At 35.9% G+C, this 25,698-nt stretch carries 25 protein-coding genes; 5 read left to right on the plus strand and 20 right to left on the minus strand.

The genetic code is table 11. From position 1 onward, the window contains the following. Positions 1–293: 293 nt before the first annotated feature. From fabD to QZ657_RS09920, 4 genes are all read right to left on the minus strand, one after another. Complete coding sequence (gene fabD / locus QZ657_RS09905; protein WP_291966622.1) at positions 294–1,181, minus strand: ACP S-malonyltransferase; 888 nt, start codon at positions 1,179–1,181, stop codon at positions 294–296. A 76-nt stretch (positions 1,182–1,257) separates the two neighbouring features. Continuing rightward, positions 1,258–1,767, minus strand: coding sequence for a gamma carbonic anhydrase family protein (locus tag QZ657_RS09910; RefSeq protein WP_291963761.1), 510 nt, complete (start codon positions 1,765–1,767; stop codon positions 1,258–1,260). Positions 1,768–1,777: 10 nt separating this feature from the next. Continuing rightward, the gene (locus QZ657_RS09915; protein WP_291966625.1) at positions 1,778–2,509 is read right to left on the minus strand and encodes a LytR/AlgR family response regulator transcription factor; all 732 of its coding nucleotides are present in this window, start codon (positions 2,507–2,509) and stop codon (positions 1,778–1,780) included. Next, positions 2,506–4,710, minus strand: a complete 2,205-nt coding sequence (locus tag QZ657_RS09920; protein WP_291966627.1) for a histidine kinase — start codon at positions 4,708–4,710, stop codon at positions 2,506–2,508. The genes QZ657_RS09915 and QZ657_RS09920 overlap by 4 nt, the downstream gene beginning before the upstream one ends. Positions 4,711–4,912: 202 nt before the next feature. Between QZ657_RS09920 and QZ657_RS09925 the strand changes: the two genes are divergently transcribed. Then, entirely contained in the window at positions 4,913–6,088 is a 1,176-nt protein-coding gene (locus QZ657_RS09925) for a vWA domain-containing protein (RefSeq protein ID WP_291963100.1), read from the plus strand. Positions 6,089–6,125: 37 nt separating this feature from the next. On the opposite strand, the gene QZ657_RS09930 is transcribed toward QZ657_RS09925, so the two are convergent. Further along, positions 6,126–7,148, minus strand: a complete 1,023-nt coding sequence (locus QZ657_RS09930; RefSeq protein WP_276471584.1) for a type IX secretion system membrane protein PorP/SprF — start codon at positions 7,146–7,148, stop codon at positions 6,126–6,128. A 123-nt stretch (positions 7,149–7,271) separates the two neighbouring features. Between QZ657_RS09930 and QZ657_RS09935 the strand changes: the two genes are divergently transcribed. The 4 genes from QZ657_RS09935 (at position 7,272) to QZ657_RS09950 (ending at position 11,479) form a co-directional block, all read left to right on the plus strand. Further along, a complete protein-coding gene (locus QZ657_RS09935) occupies positions 7,272–8,183 on the plus strand; it encodes a NifU family protein (RefSeq protein ID WP_291966629.1) in 912 nt (303 codons plus the stop codon). Between the two features lie 71 nt (positions 8,184–8,254). Continuing rightward, entirely contained in the window at positions 8,255–8,455 is a 201-nt protein-coding gene (locus QZ657_RS09940) for a dodecin family protein (RefSeq protein ID WP_036151958.1), read from the plus strand. Positions 8,456–8,522: 67 nt separating this feature from the next. Then, a complete protein-coding gene (locus tag QZ657_RS09945) occupies positions 8,523–10,574 on the plus strand; it encodes a thioredoxin domain-containing protein (RefSeq protein ID WP_291966631.1) in 2,052 nt (683 codons plus the stop codon). 77 nt (positions 10,575–10,651) lie between these two features. Continuing rightward, entirely contained in the window at positions 10,652–11,479 is an 828-nt protein-coding gene (locus tag QZ657_RS09950) for a mechanosensitive ion channel family protein (protein WP_276472119.1), read from the plus strand. Positions 11,480–11,537: 58 nt separating this feature from the next. On the opposite strand, the gene tsaB is transcribed toward QZ657_RS09950, so the two are convergent. From tsaB to QZ657_RS10025, 15 genes are all read right to left on the minus strand, one after another. Further along, positions 11,538–12,218, minus strand: a complete 681-nt coding sequence (gene tsaB, locus QZ657_RS09955) for a tRNA (adenosine(37)-N6)-threonylcarbamoyltransferase complex dimerization subunit type 1 TsaB (RefSeq protein WP_291963105.1) — start codon at positions 12,216–12,218, stop codon at positions 11,538–11,540. An 86-nt stretch (positions 12,219–12,304) separates the two neighbouring features. Then, entirely contained in the window at positions 12,305–13,645 is a 1,341-nt protein-coding gene (locus tag QZ657_RS09960; RefSeq protein ID WP_291966634.1) for a TolC family protein, read from the minus strand. 67 nt (positions 13,646–13,712) lie between these two features. Then, the gene (locus QZ657_RS09965) at positions 13,713–14,837 is read right to left on the minus strand and encodes an efflux RND transporter periplasmic adaptor subunit (protein ID WP_291966636.1); all 1,125 of its coding nucleotides are present in this window, start codon (positions 14,835–14,837) and stop codon (positions 13,713–13,715) included. A gap of 43 nt (positions 14,838–14,880) precedes the next feature. Next, positions 14,881–16,137, minus strand: a complete 1,257-nt coding sequence (locus tag QZ657_RS09970) for an ABC transporter permease (protein ID WP_291963747.1) — start codon at positions 16,135–16,137, stop codon at positions 14,881–14,883. 1 nt (position 16,138) lies between these two features. Then, positions 16,139–17,368, minus strand: a complete 1,230-nt coding sequence (locus QZ657_RS09975) for an ABC transporter permease (RefSeq protein ID WP_291966638.1) — start codon at positions 17,366–17,368, stop codon at positions 16,139–16,141. Beyond that, positions 17,361–18,062: an ABC transporter ATP-binding protein gene (locus QZ657_RS09980; protein ID WP_027064946.1), complete on the minus strand. Its 702-nt coding sequence runs from the start codon at positions 18,060–18,062 to the stop codon at positions 17,361–17,363. Before QZ657_RS09980 ends, QZ657_RS09975 begins: the two co-directional genes overlap by 8 nt. Before the next feature lie 95 nt (positions 18,063–18,157). Next, positions 18,158–19,273 carry an efflux RND transporter periplasmic adaptor subunit gene (locus QZ657_RS09985; RefSeq protein WP_291966640.1) on the minus strand — a complete coding sequence of 372 codons (1,116 nt, stop codon included), beginning with the start codon at positions 19,271–19,273 and terminating at the stop codon, positions 18,158–18,160. 30 nt (positions 19,274–19,303) lie between these two features. Continuing rightward, positions 19,304–20,560 carry an ABC transporter permease gene (locus QZ657_RS09990; protein ID WP_291966642.1) on the minus strand — a complete coding sequence of 419 codons (1,257 nt, stop codon included), beginning with the start codon at positions 20,558–20,560 and terminating at the stop codon, positions 19,304–19,306. A gap of 36 nt (positions 20,561–20,596) precedes the next feature. Continuing rightward, positions 20,597–21,844, minus strand: coding sequence for an ABC transporter permease (locus tag QZ657_RS09995; protein ID WP_291960467.1), 1,248 nt, complete (start codon positions 21,842–21,844; stop codon positions 20,597–20,599). Between the two features lie 115 nt (positions 21,845–21,959). Continuing rightward, on the minus strand, positions 21,960–22,178 hold the full coding sequence (locus tag QZ657_RS10000) for a hypothetical protein (protein ID WP_291966644.1): 219 nt from the start codon (positions 22,176–22,178) through the stop codon (positions 21,960–21,962). Next, on the minus strand, positions 22,168–22,701 hold the full coding sequence (locus QZ657_RS10005; protein WP_291966646.1) for a DUF420 domain-containing protein: 534 nt from the start codon (positions 22,699–22,701) through the stop codon (positions 22,168–22,170). Before QZ657_RS10005 ends, QZ657_RS10000 begins: the two co-directional genes overlap by 11 nt. A gap of 4 nt (positions 22,702–22,705) precedes the next feature. Continuing rightward, entirely contained in the window at positions 22,706–23,440 is a 735-nt protein-coding gene (locus tag QZ657_RS10010; RefSeq protein WP_291966648.1) for an SCO family protein, read from the minus strand. After that, a complete protein-coding gene (locus tag QZ657_RS10015) occupies positions 23,440–24,069 on the minus strand; it encodes a hypothetical protein (protein ID WP_291966650.1) in 630 nt (209 codons plus the stop codon). The genes QZ657_RS10010 and QZ657_RS10015 overlap by 1 nt, the downstream gene beginning before the upstream one ends. A 125-nt stretch (positions 24,070–24,194) precedes the next feature. Beyond that, positions 24,195–24,578: a cytochrome C oxidase subunit IV family protein gene (locus tag QZ657_RS10020; protein WP_276471570.1), complete on the minus strand. Its 384-nt coding sequence runs from the start codon at positions 24,576–24,578 to the stop codon at positions 24,195–24,197. 52 nt (positions 24,579–24,630) lie between these two features. After that, complete coding sequence (locus QZ657_RS10025; protein ID WP_276471569.1) at positions 24,631–25,608, minus strand: cytochrome c oxidase subunit 3; 978 nt, start codon at positions 25,606–25,608, stop codon at positions 24,631–24,633. Positions 25,609–25,698 lie beyond the last annotated feature (90 nt).

The following is a 25,698-nucleotide window of genomic DNA, read 5'->3' on the forward strand; positions in this document are numbered from 1 at the left end:
ATTTTCAACCGAAACTGTTTGTGCATAAGCACTCTGTGAAAAAGCACCTAAAAAAAGGAATCCGAAAACGAAAAGGAATTTCTTAAAACTTCTTTTAAAATTAAGAGTCAAAAAACTATTATATACACTTATTTTCATAGCATTCTTTATCATACCCTGCAGTGTGATTGGAAAAGTTCTAAATCCGCAACCAAAAAGAGGGTCTCAATATTACAAAAAAATCAAGGTAAACCGCTCAGAAACAGTTGAAAAAAGGATTTATAGGTTAAATGGTAATATTAAAGAAACATTGGTTACTCTGCCAGCTCTGGGGCTTGTGTGGTAACACTTGGCTCAATTTTTCTTACCAAACCTTGTAATACCTTACCTGGACCTATTTCAGTAAAAACCGTAGCACCATCCTTTACCATTTGCTGAACACTCTGCGTCCATTTTACAGGTGCTGTCAATTGCAGCATTAAATTCTTTTTAATTTCCTCAGCATTGTTAACCGCGGTTGTCGGTACATTTTGATATATTGGACAGCTAGGTGTTGAGAACGTAGTATTAGCTATTGCAGCAGCTAATTCTTCTCTAGCAGGCTCCATCAGCGGCGAGTGGAATGCTCCGCCAACAGGAAGCATCAAGGCACGTCTAGCACCTGCTTCTTTTAGTTTTTCACAAGCTTCTTGAACTGCCGAAATTTCACCTGAAATCACCAATTGACCGGGACAATTATAATTTGCAGCAACAACAATTCCCGAAATATCCGCACAAACATTTTCAACAACAGCATCTTCCAAACCTAAAACCGCAGCCATAGTAGATGGTTTAAGTTCACAAGCTTTCTGCATTGCCAAAGCACGTTGAGATACCAATCTTAAACCGTCTTCAAAACTTAATGTATTATTTGCCACCAAGGCAGAAAACTCTCCTAAAGAATGACCCGCAACCATATCTGGCTTAAAAGCTTCTCCCATTACTTTACTTAAAATAACGGAATGTAAAAATATTGCTGGCTGTGTAACCTTAGTTTCTTTTAATCCTTCGGCAGTGCCCCTGAACATTACTTCTGTAATGTCAAAGCCCAATATTTCATTTGCCTTTAAAAATAACTCTTTTGCAATAGGATATTTTTCATATAGATCTAAACCCATTCCAACAAATTGAGCACCTTGCCCAGGAAAAACGTACGCGTTCATAACTTTTAGTTTTGGTGGCTCAAAAGTACATAATTTAGATAGATTGCAACAAGTAATTGGTTTTTTGGGTCAACCTTTACTCCTTAAACCAACCGGAATACATAGTATATGCCTCGGCAATTCTATTAATTTCCCCAGAACTTAATTCTGGACTAATGTCTTTTATTTTCTTAGCAGGCGTACCGGCAAAAATACTTCCAGACGGTACATGCGTTCCTTTTGTAAGCACAGCTCCGGCCGCAATTATACTATTACTCTCTACAACACAATCATCCATTATAATACTTCCCATACCTACTAACACATTATCATGAACAGTGCATCCATGCACAATGGCATTATGCCCGATCGATACATTATTACCGATCGTAGTAGGAGATTTTAAATAGGTACAATGTATTACTGCGCCATCTTGCACGTTAACCTTATCACCCATTTTAATATAGTGCACATCGCCACGTAATACAGCATTAAACCACACGCTACATTGCTTACCCATAGTCACCTCACCTACTATAGTTGCATTTTCAGCAATAAAACAATCTTCACCTATAATAGGTTCTTTTCCTCTAACCGCTTTTATCATTGTATTTCGTTTAATTAAAATAAGATAGAAAATCTTTCTTTTTAGAAGCGGATACCATTACTTCTTTTCCGTTGGACATTACCACACTACCACCTTTTCCTTTTCGATACTTCACCACCTCGTTCACATTTACAAGAAAAGATTTATGTACCCGTGCAAAAGGATAATCGTTTAAGGCATCTTCAAAATACTTTAAAGTTTTGCTTACCAGTATTTTCTTATTTGAAAGATAAATCTCCGTATAATTGTCATCTGCTTTGCAATATAATATTTCGGCAATATTCAATACTTGAAATCCGTCTTGCTGGGGCAATGTCAACTTCCCTTCTACTCCGTTAGATTTAGTACTTAAAACCTCTCCTTCTAAACTTGCTTCTTTCTCTCGTACACCTTCCACATACTCCACGGCATTTATCAACTCATCTATATTTATAGGTTTCGTTAAATAATAAGCGGCATGGTTATTCAATGCATCTTTAGCATAGTGATCATAAGCCGTGACAAAAACAGTTTCAAAAGTTCTATCTGGTAACTGATCCAGTAAATCAAATGCATTACCAAAGGGCATTTCCACATCTAAAAAAACCAGATCCAAGTCATTTTCCGCAATTAAGACCAGCGCTTCCTTAATGGACGAAGCCTCGCCTATTAAATTTACGCCAGGGCAATATTTGGCAATATAATTTCTTAATATCTCACGGCTGTTTGCCTCATCTTCTACTAAAATTGCATTTAAGCTCATTTTTCTCTTTTTAAAATGAACAGGACCTTAGTTCCTGTACCGTCTGACTGCAAATCTGAAATTTTGATATCTACTTTATCTGTGTACATATCGTTCAAAATAGCCACACGTTTTTTAATAATGCCCATTCCCTTAGACTTCTGCTTACGCTGGTTTTGGGTCTTGATCTCTGCAGATTTCTTTCTACCTATACCATTATCGGTTATTGTAATAATTATGGAATCTGCCGTATTCTCTTTTATGGTCACCAGTAATGCTCCTTTTTCTTCCCTATATCGCAATCCGTGCCAAATAGCATTTTCTATATAGGGTTGCAATAGCATGGGCGGAATTTGAAATTTGGAGACCTGTACGTTCTCATCAACATGTATTTGATAATCGAATTTATCTTCAAAACGAGAGTGCTCCAGTTTTATATACAGTTCCAACTGATGTAATTCTTTTTCCAAGGGAATAAAATCTTCCTCGGAGTTCTCAAGAACGGAACGCATTAACTTAGAGAAATCACTTAAATATCTATTTGCACTGCGTTCATCACTTTTTGAAATAAAATTATTTACTGAATTCAATGCATTGAATATAAAGTGCGGATTCATCTGCGACCTCAACGACTTTAGTGCCAATAAGTTATTTGCCAGTTTTTGTTGTTGATTGCTACGATAAAAGAAAAAAGCGGCCAACAAGGTCAATAGCAATCCAAATATTAATGAATAAATTACTAACTGTTGTCGCTTATTACTTTCTTTAACCAACTCTTGCTCAGTTAAGGCAAGGTCATATTTACTTTGAGACAATTCTCGCTCCTGCTCTAGTCCGGTAAGTCTATTTTGTGCATTGGATATTTCCCTATTAAAACGATTTGCCCTAGAAATCTCCTGTTCCTTACGGACGTACAAAGAATCTACCAATGCCACATAGGTTTGGTAGGTATCTAAAGCTTTGGTAAAATCGCCTTTAACTTTGTACACCTCCGATAATTTTCTGGTAGCATCTTTCTGCACTACCAAATCATCATCTGAATCTGCTTCAACAATACTCTTCTCCAAAAAAGGTATTGCCTCATTATACTTGTCTTGAGAAATATAGGCGTTTGCAATTTTGTAATTTATACGCTGAGAAGTTATAGTGTCCCCAAGTTCTAATTTCTTTACACCAGCATTTGGAGAACTAAGCTTTTTTAACTCTTGAAGACTGCTTTTACGCATATTAATTTCTTCATTGAACCTACTTTTGGTATTATAAAAATCCGCTACTTTTTCTTTCTCCTGCAAAGCCCTTTTTGGGGCGGATTGCGTTGCAAGCTCCAAAGAGTTATCGTAATAAGCTTCTGCTTCCATATTCCTGTCACCTAAAGAATATGTATCTGCTATCTTAGAATTTAAATCGATCATTTTTGAAGTAATCTGATTCTTATCTGCTATCAACAAACCTCTATTATAAAAATCTAAAGCTTCATTTGTCTTCCCCACTCCTTTTTTGGCATCGCCCAATAGTTCATAAAGTACGGCACTTTGTTTTGGTGGCATAAATTTGAAATCCAATAATGGATAAAGCAAATCTATACTTTCATCATATCTTGAAGTTTGGTTAAGAGCTCTACCTAACAATAAGGATGTGGCAATGGTTTTATTATTCTCTAACGCGTCTTCGTAATTATCAATGGCCAGATCCAATTGTTTGTGGTATTGATAGATTTCGCCAAGTTTGGAAAGTGATCTGGCTAATTCTTTCTTTCTACCTCTTTTACCCAGTATAGAAATAGATTGTGCCACCAAATCTATACTTCTTTCAATATCTTTAGCTTTATATTCTTCTGCAGAATCTAACAATTGTTGATGTTTTACGGCTATGTCTGGCAAAGACTTAGAACTGCTTCTTACAGATGATGAATCAAAATCTTCAACTAAAATTAAAACATCATCATTTTTCTGCACATCATACCTTAAAGTTTCAATATCATCATGTTGAATAATGAGTTGATCTCCAATTCTAGTATTAATCTCAAATTCTCCTAAACCGTTAGTTATTACATAGTCTCCTAAAGTATTGGATATAGAAACACCAGAAATTGGTTTCCCTGTATTTCTAACTTCTACCCTACCTTCAAGTTTAAATCGTAGGGCGTTATTTTGTAACTGGGCATGAAGCATATTCCATCCCAGAAGAAAATACATTAATATGTAAACACTATAATTTTTCATCTGCTATAACTACGGTAAACTTAGCTGATTATTGTGGCACTAAAAAATATCAAATACCCATATTAGTAGTTTTTACCCTATCAAAATATAGGTTTACAAACGCTGCAAACCACTTTACTAAGTGAAATGGTCCATTCCCTCATTATGGTTATTACAAGAAATACTTTGCCGCTAGTTTAGCTCTGAATTTAAAACGATAAGGATGAAAACAATTAAACAACTTGGATCAATTGGCATAGCATTATTAACACTATCTACCGTTTATGCCTGTAATATTACCGAAAAGAAAAAACCAATTGAACTAATTGCACATGCAACTGAACCTATAGAAACAAAAGAAGACAATATTGTTCAAATAGCTTTATTATTGGATACCAGTAATAGTATGGACGGCTTAATTAACCAGGCAAAATCTCAGCTTTGGGATATTGTGAACGAATTTGGCTATGCCAAATGTGGTAACGACTCTAGACCAAATTTACAAATAGCCCTATATCAATATGGAAACGACAATCTTTCCGCCAATGAAGGGTATATTCAGCAAGTACTTGGATTTAGTAGTGATCTGGACGAAATATCGGAAAAGTTGTTTTCATTGACTACCAACGGAGGTGAGGAATACTGTGGCAAGGTATTACAGACCTCTTTACACCAATTACCTTGGAACAAAAATCCTGATTTATTACGTATGATTTTTATTGCCGGTAACGAGCCTTTTAACCAGGGCAGGTATAATTACAGAACTGCTTTAGCAAATGCCAAAGAGAAAGATGTAGTAGTAAATACCATTTTCTGCGGAAACTATGATTTAGGAGTGAATACCGATTGGAAAAATGGTGCTTCTATTACAGGTGGAGAATATATGGCCATAGACCATAACAAGAAAGTTGTTCATATTAATACACCGTATGACGACATTATCATTAAACTAAACTCTAAATTAAATACCACCTATATTTCCTATGGTTCTATGGGTAAATCAAAAATTATTGCTCAAGAAGTACAAGACAGCAATGCTATGGAAATGGAAGAAGCCGTTGCAGTTAAAAGAGCGGTCAGCAAAAGTTCTAGACTCTACAATAATAAAAAATGGGATTTAGTGGATGCGTATGATGATGCCGAATTTGAAATCAGCTCAGTAGACAATAACGAACTACCCGAAGAGTTACAGGGCAAAAGCGAAAATGAGATCAAAATATATATTGAATCTAAAAAGACCGAAAGAGAAGAGATTCAAAAAGAAATACAAGCGTACAATAAGAAAAGATTAGCCTATATAGCAGAACATCAAAAAGATGAAAAATCAGGCGAGCTTGAGAACGCTATGATCAAGGCAATAAAAAAACAAGCCAAGTCCAAAAATTACAGCTGGGAATAATCAATTAAAGGTCTGCTCTACCAAGGGCAGACTTTTACTAGTTGGCTGCAGGACAGTAACAATCATATTTACGCCCTGTTTGACCAAAATCATAACCTAAGGTTATTTGGTGAAAACCTCCATTGTCAAAACGGATATCTCCCATTTGATACGAATAGTTGTAAGAGACCATAAAATTATTAATGTTTGCACCAACTATAGGGGTAACCAACTGCAATCGCTGTTCACCAAAAGTGCCGTTGTCCTGAAACTGGGCACCATCAAAACTTCTTCTGTAGGAGATACCTCCCCAAATACGACCAAAATCTACATCTTTGTATACTTTGGCATTCATATCAATAGTCTTCTCCTTGGTAAATTCTGTCAATTGAAACAGTACAGAAGGTTCAAATTGCCATTCGCTTCTACCAAAAACATAACCGGTAGAGATTAAAAATCTTCTAATATTATCGATCACCAATTGATCTGGATTATCTTGCCTGTCTCTGTAATATACATTCCTTTTACTTCCTGTAAGTGCATTGGTAACCGCAAAGTGGGTGTAAAATTCTTGATAATTATAAGAAATACCAATATCCACATTTGTATAGGATGAACTAAGCTTAATTCCTGACACTGCCGGGTCTGGAGTAGTAGACCTAAACTCGGTCTCGTCCAAACTACTTTGTAAAATTGTGGCACTTAAACCAAAAGAAAGTTGATTTAAAACTCTAACGTCATTACTTCCCATTCTTAAATGGTGCGCATATGTTAATTTTAAACCTGTTTGAGAATGGTACCCATTGGCATCATTAAATACAATTGCCCCAATACCACTTGGCGAATCTCCTAACCTAAAATGAGCATTAATGGTCTGTAAACTCGGTGCATCGTCAACATCAAACCATTGTTTTCTAGCCGTAGCCCTAACTTTTCCTCCTTCGCTAATACCTGCCATAGATGGAAAAACCAGATAGTAATTATCTGATAAATAATCAAAATAAACAGGAATACCTTCTTGTGCGGTAGATTTAGAACCAACAAAAAGGAAAATCAATATCAATAAAAAGTTGTATTTCATCTTGGGATGTTAAAACTAGAATTAGTTTCGCTATTACAAAGTTAATAACGACTTAACCTGAACATTATTATGTGCTGCTAAACTAAGATTTCCTTTGTACTTTTGCTTAAAATTTTTGACGAAATGAAAGAGTATTCGATTACGGTCGTAAAGACCAATAACCCAAATATATTAAAGTTCGAAACTAATCATATTTTAGTACAACGAAAAAACTACGAATTCAAGAATATTGACGATGCTAAAAACTCACCTTTAGCGCAGCAATTGTTTCATTTACCTTTTATCAAAACAGTATATATCTCTGGAGATTTTATTGGCCTGGAGCGATTTGACATTGTTCAATGGGAAGATGTAAAAGATGAAGTTGCACAACAATTAGTAGAATATTTAAACGCCGGCGAGCCTATTGTTATAGAAGAGGACATGGATAAACCTGTACCGGTAACGGTTTATGCCGAGGTAACGCCAAACCCATCTACCATGAAATTTGTTGCCAGCAAAAAAATAGTAGGATCGGCTTTTGAGTTTAAAAATATTGATGAGGCCAGAGATTCTAAATTGGCTATGGAGCTATTTCAATTCCCGTTCGTAAAGCAAGTTTTTATAGATGAGAACTACGTTTCCGTATCTAAATATGAAGTTGCAGAATGGAACGATATTACGGTTGAATTACGTGAAGTAATCAGAAATTTTATTGCGGAAGGCAAAGAAATTGTAGCGGACAATGCAAAAGCAATTGGTCAAGAAGCTCAGGTATCTGAAACTATAACTGCAGAAAACAACATTGAACTAGACGAAACTTCTCAAGAAATAGTTGACATTTTAGAAGAATACGTAAAACCGGCAGTAGCTAGTGACGGTGGCAATATTATGTTCAAATCTTACGATGAGGAAAGTAAAACCGTAAATGTTATTTTACAAGGCGCCTGTAGTGGATGTCCTTCTTCTACCTTCACCCTTAAAAATGGTATTGAAACCATGTTAAAGAATATGATGGGCGATAAGGTAAATGAAGTGGTTGCGTTAAACGGCTAATTATTGAATCAATTGAATTAAACATTGCCATTAGAATTTGTAACTTGTAGAAAATCTAAAAATTAATAATTATGGCAGTTTTAAAAGTAATTGAAATATTGGCAAATTCTGATAACGGATGGGAAGACGCAGCTAAAAAAGCAGTGGCAGAAGCATCTAAATCAGTAAAAAACATTAAATCAGTTTACATCAACGAGCAAAGTGCAACAGTTGAAGATGGTAAAATCAAAAATTATAGAGTAAACGTAAAAATCACTTTTGAAGTGAAATAGCAGTTGCTTAACAAGACCAAAAGCGCCAAAAGGCGCTTTTTTTTGTTTTCAAAATAAAATTAATCCCATGTCTACCTCAAAAAAATATACAAACAATCTTAGCAAAGAAAGTAGTCCTTATTTACTACAGCATGCGCATAACCCTGTAAATTGGGAAGCTTGGAACAATGAAGCACTACAAAAAGCCAAAGAAGAAAACAAGCTAATCCTCATTAGTATAGGTTACGCCGCTTGCCATTGGTGCCATGTTATGGAACATGAGTGTTTTGAAGATGAAGAAGTGGCCGCTACCATGAACGCCCATTTCATCAATATAAAAGTAGATAGGGAAGAAAGACCAGACATTGACCATATTTACATGGATGCCTTACAAATGATGACCGGTAGTGGCGGCTGGCCATTAAATATTCTTGCATTGCCGGACGGAAGACCTTTTTGGGGCGCAACATTTGTAAAAAAACAAGAGTGGATACAGGTATTGAACCAATTACAACAACTTTATATCGACGACCCTAGTAAAATTATTGGATATGCCGAAAACATGGCGACAGGATTAAAGGAAATTAATGCGATAAGTACAGGCAAGGATGAAGGTTTGGTAAAACCCTCTGAAATTGATGACATTGTTGAAAATTGGTCAAAATACTTCGATACATTTTTAGGCGGTTACAAACGGGCACCAAAATTTATGATGCCTACCAATCTCCATTTTTTAAAATATTATTCTCACGCCAAAAACAATGATGCGGTAAGTGAATACGTTGATACAACCTTGACCAGAATGGCTTGGGGAGGTATTTTTGATCATGTTGGTGGCGGATTCTCCAGATATTCCGTAGATACGAAGTGGCATGTACCCCATTTTGAAAAGATGCTTTATGATAACGGACTATTGATTAGCCTTTACGCCAATGCTTATGCCGCTACAAAAAACGAACTATATAAAAGCGTAGTTGAAAAAAGCATTGCCTTTTTAGAAGAAGAACTTTTGGATAAAAGTAACGGATTTTACTCTTCTTTAGACGCAGACAGCATAACCGATGACAACAAACTGGTAGAGGGTGCCTTTTATGTTTGGCAAGAAAAACAACTTCAACAACTACTAAAAGATGACTATCCAATTTTTGCCGATTATTACAATATAAACTCGTACGGATACTGGGAGGAAGATAACTATGTACTGATCAGGGATGGCGATGCTCTAGAAATTGCCATGAAGCACTCTATCACCAAAATAGAGTTACAAGAAATTATCGTTAAATGTTTGTCTTTATTAAAAAACAAAAGAAAAAAAAGAAATAGGCCAAGATTAGATGATAAAATTCTCACCTCTTGGAACGGACTGGCATTAAAAGGACTAACCGATGCATATAGGTATTTGGAAGACGAGAAATATCTATCGCTAGCCGTTAACAACGCCAATTTCATTTTGCACAATATGCTTACCCAAGAAGGTGGTCTATACCGCAATTTTAAAAATGGTAAAAGTTCTATTCATGGTTTTCTTGAAGACTATGCTTCAGTTATAGACGGTTTCATTGGTTTATATGAAGTTTCTTTTGATGAAAAGTGGCTTAATTTAAGCTTGGACCTAACAAAATATGTTATTGATAACTTTTCAGATCCGGATACGGGTCTTTTCTTTTTCACTAGCATTAACAATGACAACCTTATTAGAAAGACTTTGGAAGTAGCAGATAATGTAATTCCGTCATCAAACTCTATGATGGCACACAACCTACATAAGCTTTCAAAATATTTTCCAGAAGATAATTTTGATGTTCGCTTGCATAATATGATGCAAAGCATGAAATCATCAATTATTGAGAATCCACAAAATCATGCCAATTGGCTTCACTTATCACAGCTAATGAGCGAGGATTTCTATGAATTGGTCGTTATCGGTGAAAACTTTGAACTCATTTGCAGAACACTGTTAAAGAACTACTTGCCAAACGCTATATTTGCTGCATCTAATGCTAAAATTAGCAACTTACCTTTATTGATGAACAGATATGTTATGAACAAGACACTTATCTATGTTTGTAATCACGGTAGCTGTCAAATGCCCGTTGAAGAACCTAGTAAAGCTTTAAACCTTGTTACTTCTAATATATAACAATCGTAGAATAGACATGACATATCCGGGTCATTCATTATTGGTCTGCTTGGCTGATTAAAAAAATAAAAAAAATGATGGATAAAATAATGAATCTGCAAGAACATGCAGATAATGCAATAGCATGGCTTTGGGACGTGTTGCCTAGTATATTATGGGCAATATTTCTATTGATTGCCGGAACCTATGTAATACGTTTTTTAAATAAAATGATACGTAAGTTCTTCGCCAATAAAGATTATGACCTAGCGCTAGAAACCTTTTTACAAAGCTTTATCAGTATAGCTTTAAAAATTATACTTTTTATACTCGTTATTACCCAATTGGGAGTTCAAACAAGTTCATTGGTCGCTATTTTAGCTTCTGCTGGTTTGGCCATTGGTCTAGCCCTTCAAGGTTCTTTAGCCAATTTTGCCGGCGGAGTATTAATATTACTTTTTAAACCTTTTAAAATTGGAGATTTTATATCTGCCCAAGGTGTGGATGGTACCGTTAAAGAAATATCGATATTCACTACAAAAGTAAGCACATTTGGAAATCAAATTGCAATTATACCCAATGGTCAGCTCTCTAACAATACCATTACCAATTACAATGCACAAGATACCAGAAGGGATAAAATAGATGTAGGTATAGGTTACACTTCTAACATTAAAGAAGCTAAAGAAATTCTTTTGGCCATTTGTAATGAAAGGGATACAATACATAAAACTCCCGCCCCTGAAGTTTACGTAGGTGAATTAGGTGATAGTTCGGTAAATCTTACCTTACGTTTTTGGGCGAACAACGCTGATTTTTGGGCCGCACATTTTTATGTAATGGAAGAAATAAAATATCGTTTTGATGCTGCAGGAATTGAAATTCCTTTCCCACAAAGAGTGGTTACACAGATGAAAGTGAACTAAACCATTTGTTGAATAAAAAAGCCCTTTATTACTCAAGGGCTTTTTTAATATTCAAATATTATGATTTTGCTTTTTTAGTTTGAAGCACAAAGTCCTTTAAATAGTAAGGTTCAAAATACGCAACATCCTCAAAATCCTTAGCATAAAATTTATTCGATGAAATAGTAGCCATTTGCTTGGCCGAAGGCACTATTTCACAATGGAAGGTAATAGATTCTAAAGGAAAAAATTCTTTTATCTTTTCTGCACCACTACCTAAAAAGTGAATATGTTTATCGTTTATATATTCCTGAAAAGAGTTTTCATCTATAATTTCCGCTCTTGTTTCCCTTAATTCATTGCCATTATCATCGAACACACAGGAATACACTTCCATACGTCTAGCATCCAAAACCGGTATCAAAACGGCATCGTTTTTAATTTTAATTTGCGATGCCATACTTTTTAAGGTAGAAACAGCTACCAAAGGAATGCCCAGAGCGTAGCACAGACCTTTTGCAGCAGAAACGCCTATTCGTAGACCCGTATACGAGCCCGGTCCTTTACTGACCGCTACAGCCTCTAAATCTTTCATCTTCAAGGATGCCTCCAGCATTACTTCTTCTATGAAGATATGCAGCTTTTCTGCGTGTGAATAATTAGCGGAATTCAATTCCCTTATTGCAAGAATTTCTCCATCTTTAGCAACGCACACAGAACAATTGGTGGATGATGTTTCTAGGTTTAATAATACTCCCATATTGCAAAGGTATTACATACTATAAAATGAAAAAGCCTGTACACATGAAAATGTTACGGGCTTTTTCAATTATAACTCAATTTATCCTACTCCAAAGAAATAGGAACACCGAAATAAAATTCCAATATCTTTAATCTAAAAATGTAATCATATTTAGTTCTAACAACATCTGCTTCGGCATTATCAACTCTGGATTGTTCTTGACTAAAATCAAAAGAATTCATCAAACCAACATCAAAACGTTCTTTGGAGTATTGATAAGCTAAACGTCTTGCTTCCAATGTCTTTTCCGCAGCCTCGTATGCCTTGTAAAAGCTGATTACATTGACATAAGCTTGATTTACATTAGTTTCCAATTCCAACATAGTTCTTTCATAATCGATTCTAGCCTGATCAACGTTAATTTTTGCCCTCTTAATATTATTTCTAACACTGAACCCATTAAAAATAGGAATACTCATTTGAGCCCCATAAGATATACCATCATTAATATATAATTGGTCCTTAAACGGTATTGCCTCTCCTGTAAATGGGTCATTATTTTGATCGGAATATCTGGTATTATAATTTATGAAAGCTCCAACACTGGGGTATTTTGCACCTTTGGCGATTTCCAAGTCTTTCTGGGCTAATTCAATTCCAGACATAGCAAACTTTATATCATTTCTAAAGGTCAAGGCCTTATCAAAAATAACTTTTGCCGAATTATCTAAAATATCCGATGGTGGTATATTGAACTCTTCTTCCGCAATATCAAAATTTTCATAATCCGTAATACCTAACAATTGTGCCAAACTTATTTTAGATATTAGTATCATGCTCTCTGCATTGACAATCTGTTGTTCTTGATCTGCAACCGTAGCCTCAATATTCAATAAATCTCCACGAGGCACTACTCCTGAATTCACCAATTCGCTGGTACGTTTTAAATCTTGTAATGATACCGCATTCTGTGCCTTAAAAACTTTAAGGGATTCTTTATTGGACAACACCTGAAGATACGCATTGGCAACGCTCAACTTTATATCATCCTTAAAATCATCTAGTTGATACTGACCACTAATTACATTGAGCTTTGCTCTCTCTATACGGTTATAATTTCTAAGACCATCAAATAAAGTTACTGAAGATGTCATACTGCCCGAAGCAGAAAATATGGTAGCAGAAACCAAATTGTTTGTAGTGGGATCCAAAGCCAGACCTGTATTGGCAGAAGCACTCAAAGAACCATTTAGACTTGGTAATAATGCTCCCATGGCATCTGACTGGTCTATTCTTGCACTTTCTAAATTCAATTCTGCTTGCGCTACGGTCAAATTATTTTCCACAGCATATAAAACACACTCTTCCAATGTCCACTTTTTTTGCTGAGCCATGCCTATTACAACAGAACATAACAGTAGTAATCCCGTGATTTTTACTTTCATTTTATTCTTTTTTAAACCAACCTATACCTAGGTTGCCCGATTCGTTTTTTGATTTGATTGATTATTCTTAATCCTCATTAGGACCATTATCTTCACTCTTTGCCTCTAGCTTGTTCCAGATTTTAATTTTAGAGTTCTCATCTATACCAGAAACAATTTCTACATCTATACCATCACTTACACCAAGTTCAAGTTCTCTTTTTTCAAATTCATTGTCCCCTACTTCTACCTCAACGTAAGGCTTATTGGTTTCTTTATCAAACTGTAATAATGCTTCTTTAATTGAAAGTACATCCTTCTTTTCTTCTAGAACTATTGCCGCGTTAGCACTATAACCAGCTCTAATATTTGTACTATCGGATACTACTAAATCACCCTCTATTTTAAACTGAACGGCACCTTCTTCTTCCACGCCTTTAGGAGCAATGAACTTTAATTTTGCACTGAATTTTTCATCTTGCAAAGCACCCATACTAATTTCCAAAGGCATACCTACTTTAAGTTTGCCCACTTCGGCCTCATCTACTTCACCCTCAAAAATCATTTTAGACATGTCTGCTATAAAAGCAATGGTAGTACCGTCATTGAAATTGTTACTTTCAATAACTTGATCACCTACTTCTACCGGAATTTCTAATAAAGTTCCCGTAACCGTAGCCCTAATATTGGTATTTGCACTAGACGAACCACCTGCTGAACCTACTCTAATAATCTGATAGTCTGCCTGTGCATTCTGTAACTCTTGTGTAGCTTGATCAAAACGCAATTGCAAGGCATTAAAATCTTGACTAGAGATTACCCCTTTATCAAATAAGGTTTTGTTACGGTCATACTCAATCTTTGTATTGCTCAAAGATATTTTAGCATTGTTTACCCTACCACGAGCTTGGTTTAAAGACTGCTCATTTGGTACTACTTTAATTGTAGCAATTAAATCTCCCGCTTTTACCTGAACACCTTCTTCTAAATATACTTTTTGTATAATACCGGAAATTTGAGGTTTGATCTCAATTTCATCTTGTGGAATTACCTTACCGGTAACAACAACCTTGTTGGTAATATCTCTTTTTTCAACGGTCTCCGTTTCATATGTTTTTAAAGGAGTACTATTTTTCTTTAAAAAATAGGTTACGGCAGCCAGTATCCCTATCACTGCTACTCCTATTAATGCATACTTTACATACTTGTTCATGCTCAACTATTTGATTGTTATTTATTCTTTGTTGTTTGGTCTGTTACTCTTCTCTTAATGCGTCAATCGGTTTTATTCTAATAGCTCTATTTGCTGGTATCAATCCTATCAATACACTGAGACCTACCATTAAAATAAAAGAACCTATAAACTGCGGTATATTGATCATTAAATTATAAAAAGGCATATCACTATTTTCACCTATCATATTATTTGCAAGAGCTAAAAACCCTATGGCTATTGCAAAGCCTACCAAACCTGCAAAAACCGTAATTACGATTGACTCTAGCACAATTTGTCTTTTTACCACTTTTGGTGTAGCTCCCAAAGCACGTCTAATACCTATTTCTTTTGTACGTTCTTTTACCGTAATCAATAGAATGTTACTAATAGCAATGACCCCTGCCAGTAAGGTCAAAATTCCCACAAAAAACGACACCCCTTGTAATACACCCGTAAAAGCAGATACATTGTTAAACACTTCGGACATATCAAAACTTCCAATAGCACGTTCATCTGTTGGGTTGATATCGTATTTATTTTTAAGCAAGCGCTTTATCTGGCTCTCAACTACAGGTACTTTTATATCGGATTGAACAGAAATGGCCATCCATCCCATTCTATCTCCTGAACCAAAGGCTTTTTGAAATGTAGAGAACGGAATATAAACTGAATTTTCACCGTCAATATTTATATTTTGGTTGGGCTTATAAATACCCACTATATTAAAGAACACACCGTTAATACGAACATCTTCACCAATAGCGTTTTCTCCTTTTTCAAATAACAGTTTATAGGTCTCTTCGCCAATAACACAGACTTTTTTTGACTCGGTCATATCATTCTCGTTCAAGAACCTGCCTTCTACCAGTTTCTTCTTCATGATATCATCAATATTGGGATAATCACCATATACTGCAGAACCACTGGTTAGACCGTTTCTGTATACCGTGACGATGCCTCTGTGATTCCCCAATTCTATTCTTGGTGCCAAAACCTCTATTTCAGGAATTTGTTCTTTAAGAATAGTTGCATCTTCTAATTTGAACTGAATTCTACGGCCCCTTTCAAAACCTTTGTAAGGTTCTGAAGTGCTCTGGCTCCAAACAAAAAGACTGTTAGATGCGGTACCGGCAAATATTTTTTGAAAGCCATTGCTCATTCCATTTGCTCCACCTAAAAGCAATACTAGAATAATCATAGCTATGATTACCCCCAGCATTGTCAAAAATGTGCGAAACAAGTTCTTACCTAATGTGGCAAAAATCTCTGACCATAAATCTCTATCAAATATCCACATATTACTTATCGCTTAATGCTACAATTGGTTTTACTCTTGCCGCTTTCATTGCCGGAATCAACCCTGCAAGTACACCTGCCACAACCAAAATTATAGTTGCGGTTACCACCATGGACATACTTACCGAAGGATTTGCAAAAGCGCCCGTTTGAATATTAGGTCCTATAGCAGCCAATAATCCTGTTGCTATTCCCAGTCCTATAAAACCGGATAAAGCCGTAATAAAAACAGACTCGAACAACACCAATTTTATAATGGACCAAGGTTCGGCACCAAGTGCTTTACGTACGCCTATTTCTTTTGTTCGTTCTTTAATTATGAACACCATAATATTACCGATACCAACAATACCAGATAATAAAATTAAAAGACCCACAATTATAACGGCGATATCCAAACCACCAGTAAAATTGCTGATATCCTCAAAAACCTCTGCATAATTAAAGATTCGAATACCTGCTTGGTCCTGTGGGGCAATTTTAAACCTTCTTCTAAAAACATTTTCCAACCTATCAGAAAATGCAAGTGCTTCGGTTAAATCATAATTAGGGTTATAAGTCAAAGCAATTTGATCGATATGATCGGTTTGCCCGTACATTTTTTGATAAGTAGTTGTTGGCGCATAGATATTTCTTTCCGCATTATCATCACCATCATCCGTAAATGTTCCTATGACCCTAAAGGGTAGACCGTTGAATTCAACAAACTTACCAATGGCATCTTCGTTTTTGAACAAATCCTCTTCAACCTTTCTACCTATTACCGCTACCTTAGAGGCATTGATCAAATCGTTGGTATTAATAAAGCGCCCCTTGTTGACTATGGTCTTTTCAATAGCCTGATGATCAGGGTGAACCGCTTGTATATTATAACTACCCGTTTCGCTCTTGTAACGGGCCGATGTATTTTGATACACCCTAGGGCTTATATATTCTACATCATTAGGAAAACTTCTTTTAATATAATCGACATCATCATTTGTCATTTGTATTCTGCGCCCAGCTTCAAAACCTCCATAGGCCAATGATGTAGTACCCGTTCTCACAAAAATAGAGTTGGTAGCATCATCACTGAATTGAAGTGTAAAGCCGTTTTGCATTCCTTTTACAGATGCTAAAAGCAGTACCAAAATAAATATACCCCAACCTACCGAAAATCCGGTAAGGAAAGTTCTAAGCTTATTGTTGCTTATGCTATGGTATATTTCTTGCCAAATGTCTCTATCAAACATACTGCTCGGCTCTTACTTGTTCTATTTTCTTATCCTCAATGATAACCCCATCTTTTAAATGAACAATACGTTTGCACATATCCGCTATGTCTGGCTCGTGGGTTACGATCAGTATTGTATTTCCTGCATCGTTAATTTTCTGTATAAGGTCCATTACCTCGTAAGATGTCTTACTGTCCAATGCACCTGTAGGCTCATCGGCAAGTAATACCTTAGGCTCGGCCGCCAATGCCCTGGCAATGGCAACACGTTGTTTTTGACCACCGGAAAGTTCACTTGGCAAATGACCCGCCCATTCCTTAAGACCAACCTGTTCCAAATATTTTAAAGCTTTTTCTTGACGTTCTTTTCTTGGCACTTTTTGATAGTATAAAGGCAAGGCAACATTCTCTGCGGCACTTTTATAATTGATAAGATTGAACGACTGGAAAACAAAACCTAAAAATTTGTTTCTATATCTGGCAGCTTTGGTTTCGTTTAAATCTTTTATGGGAACATTATCTAATATATATTCTCCTGAATCAGAGCTATCCAACATTCCTAAAATATTCAGTAAGGTAGATTTGCCCGAGCCGGAAGAACCCATAATAGCTACTAGCTCACCTTCTTCAACATTAAAATTTATTCCTTTAAGAACGTGAAGTGAATTTTTGCCCATTTTATAGGACTTGTGAAGATCTTTAATTTGAATCATGTTGGTTGTTGTTTTGAACAATTTTTACACTGCCTATTCATTAGACTATGTAGTGTAATATTTGTTACATGAATTGAATTAATTTTTTTTGGTTTTTAATTTTCGGCAAGCTCATCGGGCTTTACCTCGTTCCAAACCTTAATTTTATCGCCTTCGTTTATGCCAGAATTGATCTGTACGTGAATACCATCACTTATACCTAACTCAATATCCCTTCTTTCAAACTCTTGGTCACCTGTTGCAATTTCTACGTATGGTTTTTTCGTTTTATCATCAAATTGCACCAAGGCCTCCTTCACGGCCAACACACTATCTGCCCTAGCCAAAATGATTGAGGCATTGGCACTTAAACCTGCCCTGATGAATACGGAATCTTGTTTTTTAAGTGTCCCTTTTATTTCAAATTGAATAGCGCCATTTTCCTCGTTTCCTTTTGGTGCAATATAATCCAGAACGGCATCGAACACCTTGTCCTCAATAGCACCAACCGTAATCTCTAGCGGAAGATTTTCTTTAATTTTTCCTACCTCGGATTCATCTACTTTACCCTCAAAAATCATTTTATCTACATCTGCAATTGCGGCTATGGTAGTACCTTCATTAAAATTGTTGCTTTCTATTACCTGATTTCCTACTTCTACCGGCACCTCTAATACCATACCACTAACCGTAGACCGTATTTGGGTATTTGCCGCATTACCGTACCCAGAGGTGGTACCGGTCTTTACAATATCATAGCGTTTATTTGCGGCTGCATAGGACTGTTTAGATTGGTCATAAGTTACTTGTGCACGCTCTAGGTCTACTTTAGAAATGACCCCTTTGGCAAACAGACCTTTTTGACGTTCCAAATTCCGCAATTGATCATCTAAATTTATTTTAGCTTCATCTATAGTATTTCTAGCATCGTTCAAAGCACTTAAGTTGGGGACCACTTTAATGGTACAAAGCAAATCACCAGATTTCACGTAATCACCGCCCTCTACAAAAATCTTATCGATAACCCCTGAAATATTTGGCTTGATAAGCACTTCCTCTAATGGAAGAATACTTCCCGTAGCCATTGTTTTCTTAATTATGGTCTGCTTGCTAGGTTCTTCCGTATCATACACCACCGGATCCTCCGCATTCTTTGAGTACAAATAAAACATTGAGCCACCAAAGGCCAGTACTATAATTAATAAAATTACAATTGTTGTTGACTTTTTCATTTTGTGATCGATTATATTTTATTGATGAATTTATTCTGTTCTTAAAGCCTCAATAGGTCTTATTTTAATTGCGCTTTGTGCAGGTATGAAACCTGCCAACAGGCCAGAGAATATTAAAATGACCAAAGCACTTACTACCACGCCCAAACTTACACTAGGATTAACGAACATGTCCACGGGACCTACGGAATCTAAAACCGCATTTACGCCATAAATAAATGTCGCCCCGAAAACGATTCCAATCATTCCCGAAATAATCGTTAAGAAAATAGACTCCATTAAAATCTGTTTTTTTATCGACCAAGGCCCTTCACCCAATGCCCTCCGTATTCCTATTTCTTTTGTTCGTTCCTTTATAACAATGAGCATTATATTACTTACCCCAATAATTCCCGATAATAAAACAAGTACCCCAACGAAATAAGCCACCCATCGTAACGCACCAAAAAGACTTTCCACCCTATTAAACTGCTCGTACAGATCAAAATAACCAACGGCACGTTTATCATCTGGGTGAATTTTTCTTTTTTCTTTGACCACTCCAACAATGTCTTCTTTTAAATTTGAGATAGAATTTCCATCTTGAGCGGTAATCGCCATCCAACCCACATCATTGCCCATATTAAAAGCTTGTGAAAATGCCGTAAAGGGAACATAAATTTGTTTTTGCCCTTCTTCCCCACCTCCATCATCTTTTTTTTGATAGGTACCTACGACCATAAAGTTGACCCCTTGAATTTTTATATAAGTACCTAAAGCTGATTCGTCTTGATCATAAAGTTCATTTTTTACGCCGTTACCTATAATTGCTACCTTACGTTTATCTTGTATATCATTATGGTTAACAAACCTACCGGCCGTAATTGTCATAGGCTCTTGACGAATTATTTCAGGATAATCCCCATAGACATTGAAAGCCCCTGTTTTTAAGCCACGAACCACATTGTTACCGCCACCAAAACCGCCTAATTGGTTTCGGGGGGATATGATCCTTAAATTAGGAACATTATCCCTTATGGCCTGCACATCTTCTAATTTAAAACTAAAGCGCCTGCCCTTTGGCAAACCTTTATATGACATGGTCGTATTACGGGACCACATGAACATGGTATTGGTAGCAATGTCCCCAAAATCTGCACGAATACCATTCTCCAGACCTTTACCCGCCGCTAACAGAATAATTAAAATGAATATACCCCACCCCACGCCAAAAGAGGTAGCCAATGTTCTAAATACATTGCTAGACAGCACTTCTAGAATTTCTTTCCACCGGTCTCTATTGAACATGATTACATGTTAGTTAGTTAATTAAGTTTTCTTTTTTTATTCGTCTCGCAATGCTTCTATTACATGAATTTTAGCTGCTCTCCAGGCAGGAAAAAATCCCGCGATAGCTCCTGCAAAAATCAAAACAAATACTGTGGTCAATGCAACGTTGAAATTTACGGAGGGATTTAAAACATAATCCACCTCTACATGCGGACCTACAATTTCTAACAGACCCATGCTTAATATGAGACCTGTAAAACCTGCTATGGCAGTTATAAAAATAGCTTCGTGTAAAATCATACCCACAATAGACCATGGCTTTGCACCCAGAGCTTTACGAATACCAATTTCCCTTGTACGTTCTTTAACCACAATCAACATGATATTGCTAACACCTACTATACCCGCAATTATAGTACATACCCCAACAAACCAAAAGAAAAATTTAATACCGCCCATTAAGGAATAAAAGCGTTTGGCTTCTTCCATTGGATTATAGACCTGTATGGCACTAGTATCTTCTGGTGCAACCATATGCGCATTTTGCAAATATGATTTCAATTCATTTTTAAATTTTATGGATTGTGCTACGGCAGTTTCAAAATCATCTACCGGAGGCAATGTATAAGAGAGGTTATTCAAATAATCCGCACCATTAAAAACTTGCTGTGCAGTGCTCACGGGAATATAAATACGATCTTCTTCGCGTTCACCTCCAATATCACCATAAACCCCAACAATCTTGAAAGGAATACCGGAAATATCTAAAAACTCCCCTATAGGAGTCTCCAACTCATGAAACACTTCTCTATTGATCTTGTTGCTGATGATGGCCACTTTAGCTTTAGTATCGCCATCTTGCTGATTCAGAAATCTACCCAGCGTCATAAACTCATTTTCAATAAACTGAAATTGATGAGAGACGCCCTGCACATTATATGCCAAAGCATCATTACCATAATTTACAAATACATCTCTAACAAATAACCTTGGAGATTTGTTCTCTATTTGATCTTCGAACAAAGTACCGGCCATATCATAATTCTCATTTCTAAACTGAATAGGTCTACCAGGATTCATACCCTTATAACCAATAGTGGTTACACCGGGCCAAACCCAAACACTTGTGGCAGCGTCTTGCTCAAACTCTTTGGCAATACCATTTTGCATGCCTTGACCAAAACCCAATAAAATAACTAGAATGAAAATTCCTGAAGCAACGGAAAGTCCGGTTAGAAATGTGCGTAACTTATTCTTGCGAATAGTATCGAAAATTTCTTGCCAACGTTCTAAGTCGAACATAATATGGATTGATTAGTTTGATTGATTGATGAGCGCGATTTAACTATCACACAATCATAAGACTAACCAAAGAAGATAATGTTACACTTTTTATGGAAAAAAATAAAAAAAAAGCTTAAGCCCTCATTTTTCTATATATAAAATAGAAAAGACCGGCCACCAAAACATAAGGGACGGCCATTAAGTAAACGATACCATTATTAATACCTTCAGCTGCTCTACCAGAAGACTCACTTTCTAAAACGGCTCTACACATAGCGCATTGCGCTTCTACATCAATTGGAATCAATATAAGTGAAACCACTACCAATAAGAAAAAATGTTTAGTACGCATAGTAAGGAGATATCATTAAGTAAACCACTACTCCGGTAACGGCAACATATAACCAAACAGGAAAAGTATACTTGGCCAAAACCCTGTGCTCGTCAAACTTTTTTAAATATGCCTTGGCATATGTCCTTAAAACCAAAGGAATTAAAGCAATTGACAGCACTATGTGGGTAATCAATATAAAATAATACACATACTTAATTGCTCCCTCACCTCCATAGCTAGTAGAATCAGATGTCATATGGTATGCTATATACATAACCAAAAACAGTAATGACAATACAATATTTGTTGTCATTAAATTCTGATGTAGTTTTTCATTCCCATTTTTAATAGCCCAAACCGCTACCAACAATAAAACCGCTGTTAATCCATTAATTGTGGCGTATATAGGTGGCAAAAAGGACAGTGGCTCTACGTTTGGCAACTTGACTCGAAAAAGAATAGCCACTACAATTGGTATTATAATTGAAACTACAGTAATTAACCTATTAAATTTTTTCTCTTCTTTTGCACTAGTCTGCATAATCCTATTCCTCTAATAATTTTTGAATATCAACCTTTAAAATACCTATTTCTTCGGTTTCACCATGATCGTTGACCCCTTTTTCCTCTAATATAGCTCCACGGTAATAAACAATTGGATTACCGTACTCGTCTATTCTTGATCTTAAATATCCCTCTTTATCAACCAGGGCAAATAGACCTGAGTGTTCAAAACCACCAGGTACATCTGGCATTTCAGCAGCAAAAATATTAAAACCTGCGTTTGCCAATTCATAAATACCTTCTTGATCACCGGTCATAAAATTCCAATTTTCACCGGTAACCCCATACTTCTCTTTATAAGCTCTTAATACTTGCGGTGTATCTACATCTGGAGTAATACTAAACGAAGCCAGTGCAAAATCATCAGCATTCTTAAAATGCTCTTGAACACCTACCAAATTAGTCGTCATTACAGGACAGATACTTGGACATCTGGTAAAAAAGAAATCTACCACATACACCTTACCCAAATAATCCTTATCGGACACCAAAACGCTGTCCTGATTTATAAATTGAAAGGAAGGCACTTTTCTCCTTTTGCCATCTAACAAAATATAGGCTAATTCTTCATCATCACTATTTTTACCTTCTGAATTTAATCGGTCATTTTCAACGACCGAACCAGAGGAAAGTCTATCTACAATTCTTGGTATTACTATGATCCCAAAAATTAGAACGATAAGTGAAACCCAAACGTAAGTATACTTTTTATTCATTATTTAGAACGTTCTGCATTATTCTTTTTTAAGGCTAGACGATATTCTGCCAATATTATCTTTACATCATCCACCATTTTGTTATTAAGATCAGATACCAGTGTAGAATTGAAGCCATACTTTGTACCATCATCCTCATCATCTGACCTACCTCTTAGAGTTAAGTCCTTATCAATAATAAATACATAAGGGGTACTATTATTCTTATCCAACTCAATATCGGTTTTAAGGCTAGAGAATAATTGTTTTATCTCCTCATCACTGGCATAAACAAATTTCCACTTATCATTGTCCGCCAAGGTAGCCAACTCTTTTTTAAGGGCGTTAACTTCCTCAATGGTATTATTAGAAACCATCATTACAAATTGAAAATCCGTAAATTCGTAAAAACGCTTATATATCTTTTGGTTCAAGTTAAAGGCATTACCTTTTCTACCTTCCACATCAGCCCCTAAAAAACCCAGAACGGTAATCTTATCTTTAAATTTTGTTGAATCCGAAAACTCAAGCTCTGCAACATTTTTGGTCAATTGAGACAGCTTACCAAAATTAGTGACACCTGAAGCAAAGAATAAATAGGCCACTATTGGCAGCACAAATAAAACAACTAGAACAAAGGTCTTTTTCATAAATAAGGAAGACTGGTACACTGAAACACTTAAACGGTTACAACAGAGATAATCAATATATTACAAACTATACAAAAATAAAAAAGACGGCTATAAAACCGTCTTTTAATACTGTTAATTATAACTTAGAAGTTCCATCCTACGAAACCTTCTTTATATACGTTATAGATATAATCTGCCTCTACAAGCAGTATAAATGTCAAATAAATAACCAAAAATATCGGTGTCCAAACTATTGCCCGTCTTAAAGCCGACTTCTCATCACGTAAATGCATAAAATCCCAAGCAATATAGTATGCTTTAACCAAAGTTAAAATAATAAAAACCCAGTTAATAAGCTTCATACCCAATACGTAAGTATCGGTCAACGATTCTGGTTTGATGATACCTAATACTACTTCTACAGCAGTTATAAGCGTTAAAAACGCTAAAACTCCCCAAATTTTCTGTGTATTGGATTTGAACTTTACAAGTCCTCTGAAAATTTCTAATTTATGTCCGTCTGCCATGTTACTTTAATCTAAAATTCTTTATACATTATGCTGATTGTTTCTATAAGGATTATACCAAGTAGAAGAAGGTAAATACGAATACCCAAACTAAATCTACAAAGTGCCAGTATAAACCAACTTTTTCTACCATTTCATAATGTCCTCTTCTTTCGTAAGTACCTAGAATAACATTAAACCAAATAATAATATTTATTACTACCCCAGAGAATACGTGAAAACCGTGAAAACCTGTAATAAAGAAAAAGAAATCTGCAAATAATCTGCTGCCATATTCATTATGAACCAAATTAGCACCTTCTACAACTTGTGTTGCATCTGCCAATTTAGCCAACGAAGCTTTTCTATCAAGTACGGTTTTCTTACCTTCTTCGTTAATAAGCTCTGTTCTGATCAATACATTAGGGTTTGCCTTAAAACCTTCAACTACCTCGTTAAGAGAAACACTAGTTCTAGTAGCCTCGTCATAAAACCAAACACCATTTTTTCTTTCATGAACGGTTCTTTCACTAGGAATAGAAGTTGCAAATTCAGATAAAGCAACTCTTTTCTCATTATCAGTAGCATCTACAAACTGTAAGATTCTACCTCCCTTTGTCTCTAAAGCACCAAAATCACCTTTAATAAAAGTACCCCATTCCCAAGCTTGAGACCCAACGAATATAATACCGCCAATTACAGTAGCGAACATATACCAGGTAACGGCATTCTTTTTCATTTTATGACCAGCATCTACCGCCAATACCATTGTTACCGATGACATGATCAAAATAAAAGTCATAAAGGCAACATATATCATAGGATAGTTACCATGAAAGAAAGGAACGTGTGTAAACACTTCGTCCGCTATGGGCCATGTTTCAATAAATTTAAATCTTGAAAAGCCGTATGCCGCTAAAAATCCAGAGAAAGTTAAGGCATCCGACACAAGGAAAAACCACATCATCATTTTTCCGTAGCTTGCTCCTAAAGGTTGATTGCCACCACCCCATACGCTTGTTTCCGTTCCCGTAGTCACCGTAGAATTCATATAATTAATTATAGTTTTAATAAAACTTTAGCAAATTTACATTTTTTTGAACTATTTAAAAACGCAATTTGACCCAAAACTTATTTTGAT

Source organism: Maribacter sp. (genome assembly GCA_020629415.1).
GTDB classification, from domain to species: Bacteria; Bacteroidota; Bacteroidia; order Flavobacteriales; family Flavobacteriaceae; genus Maribacter; species Maribacter huludaoensis.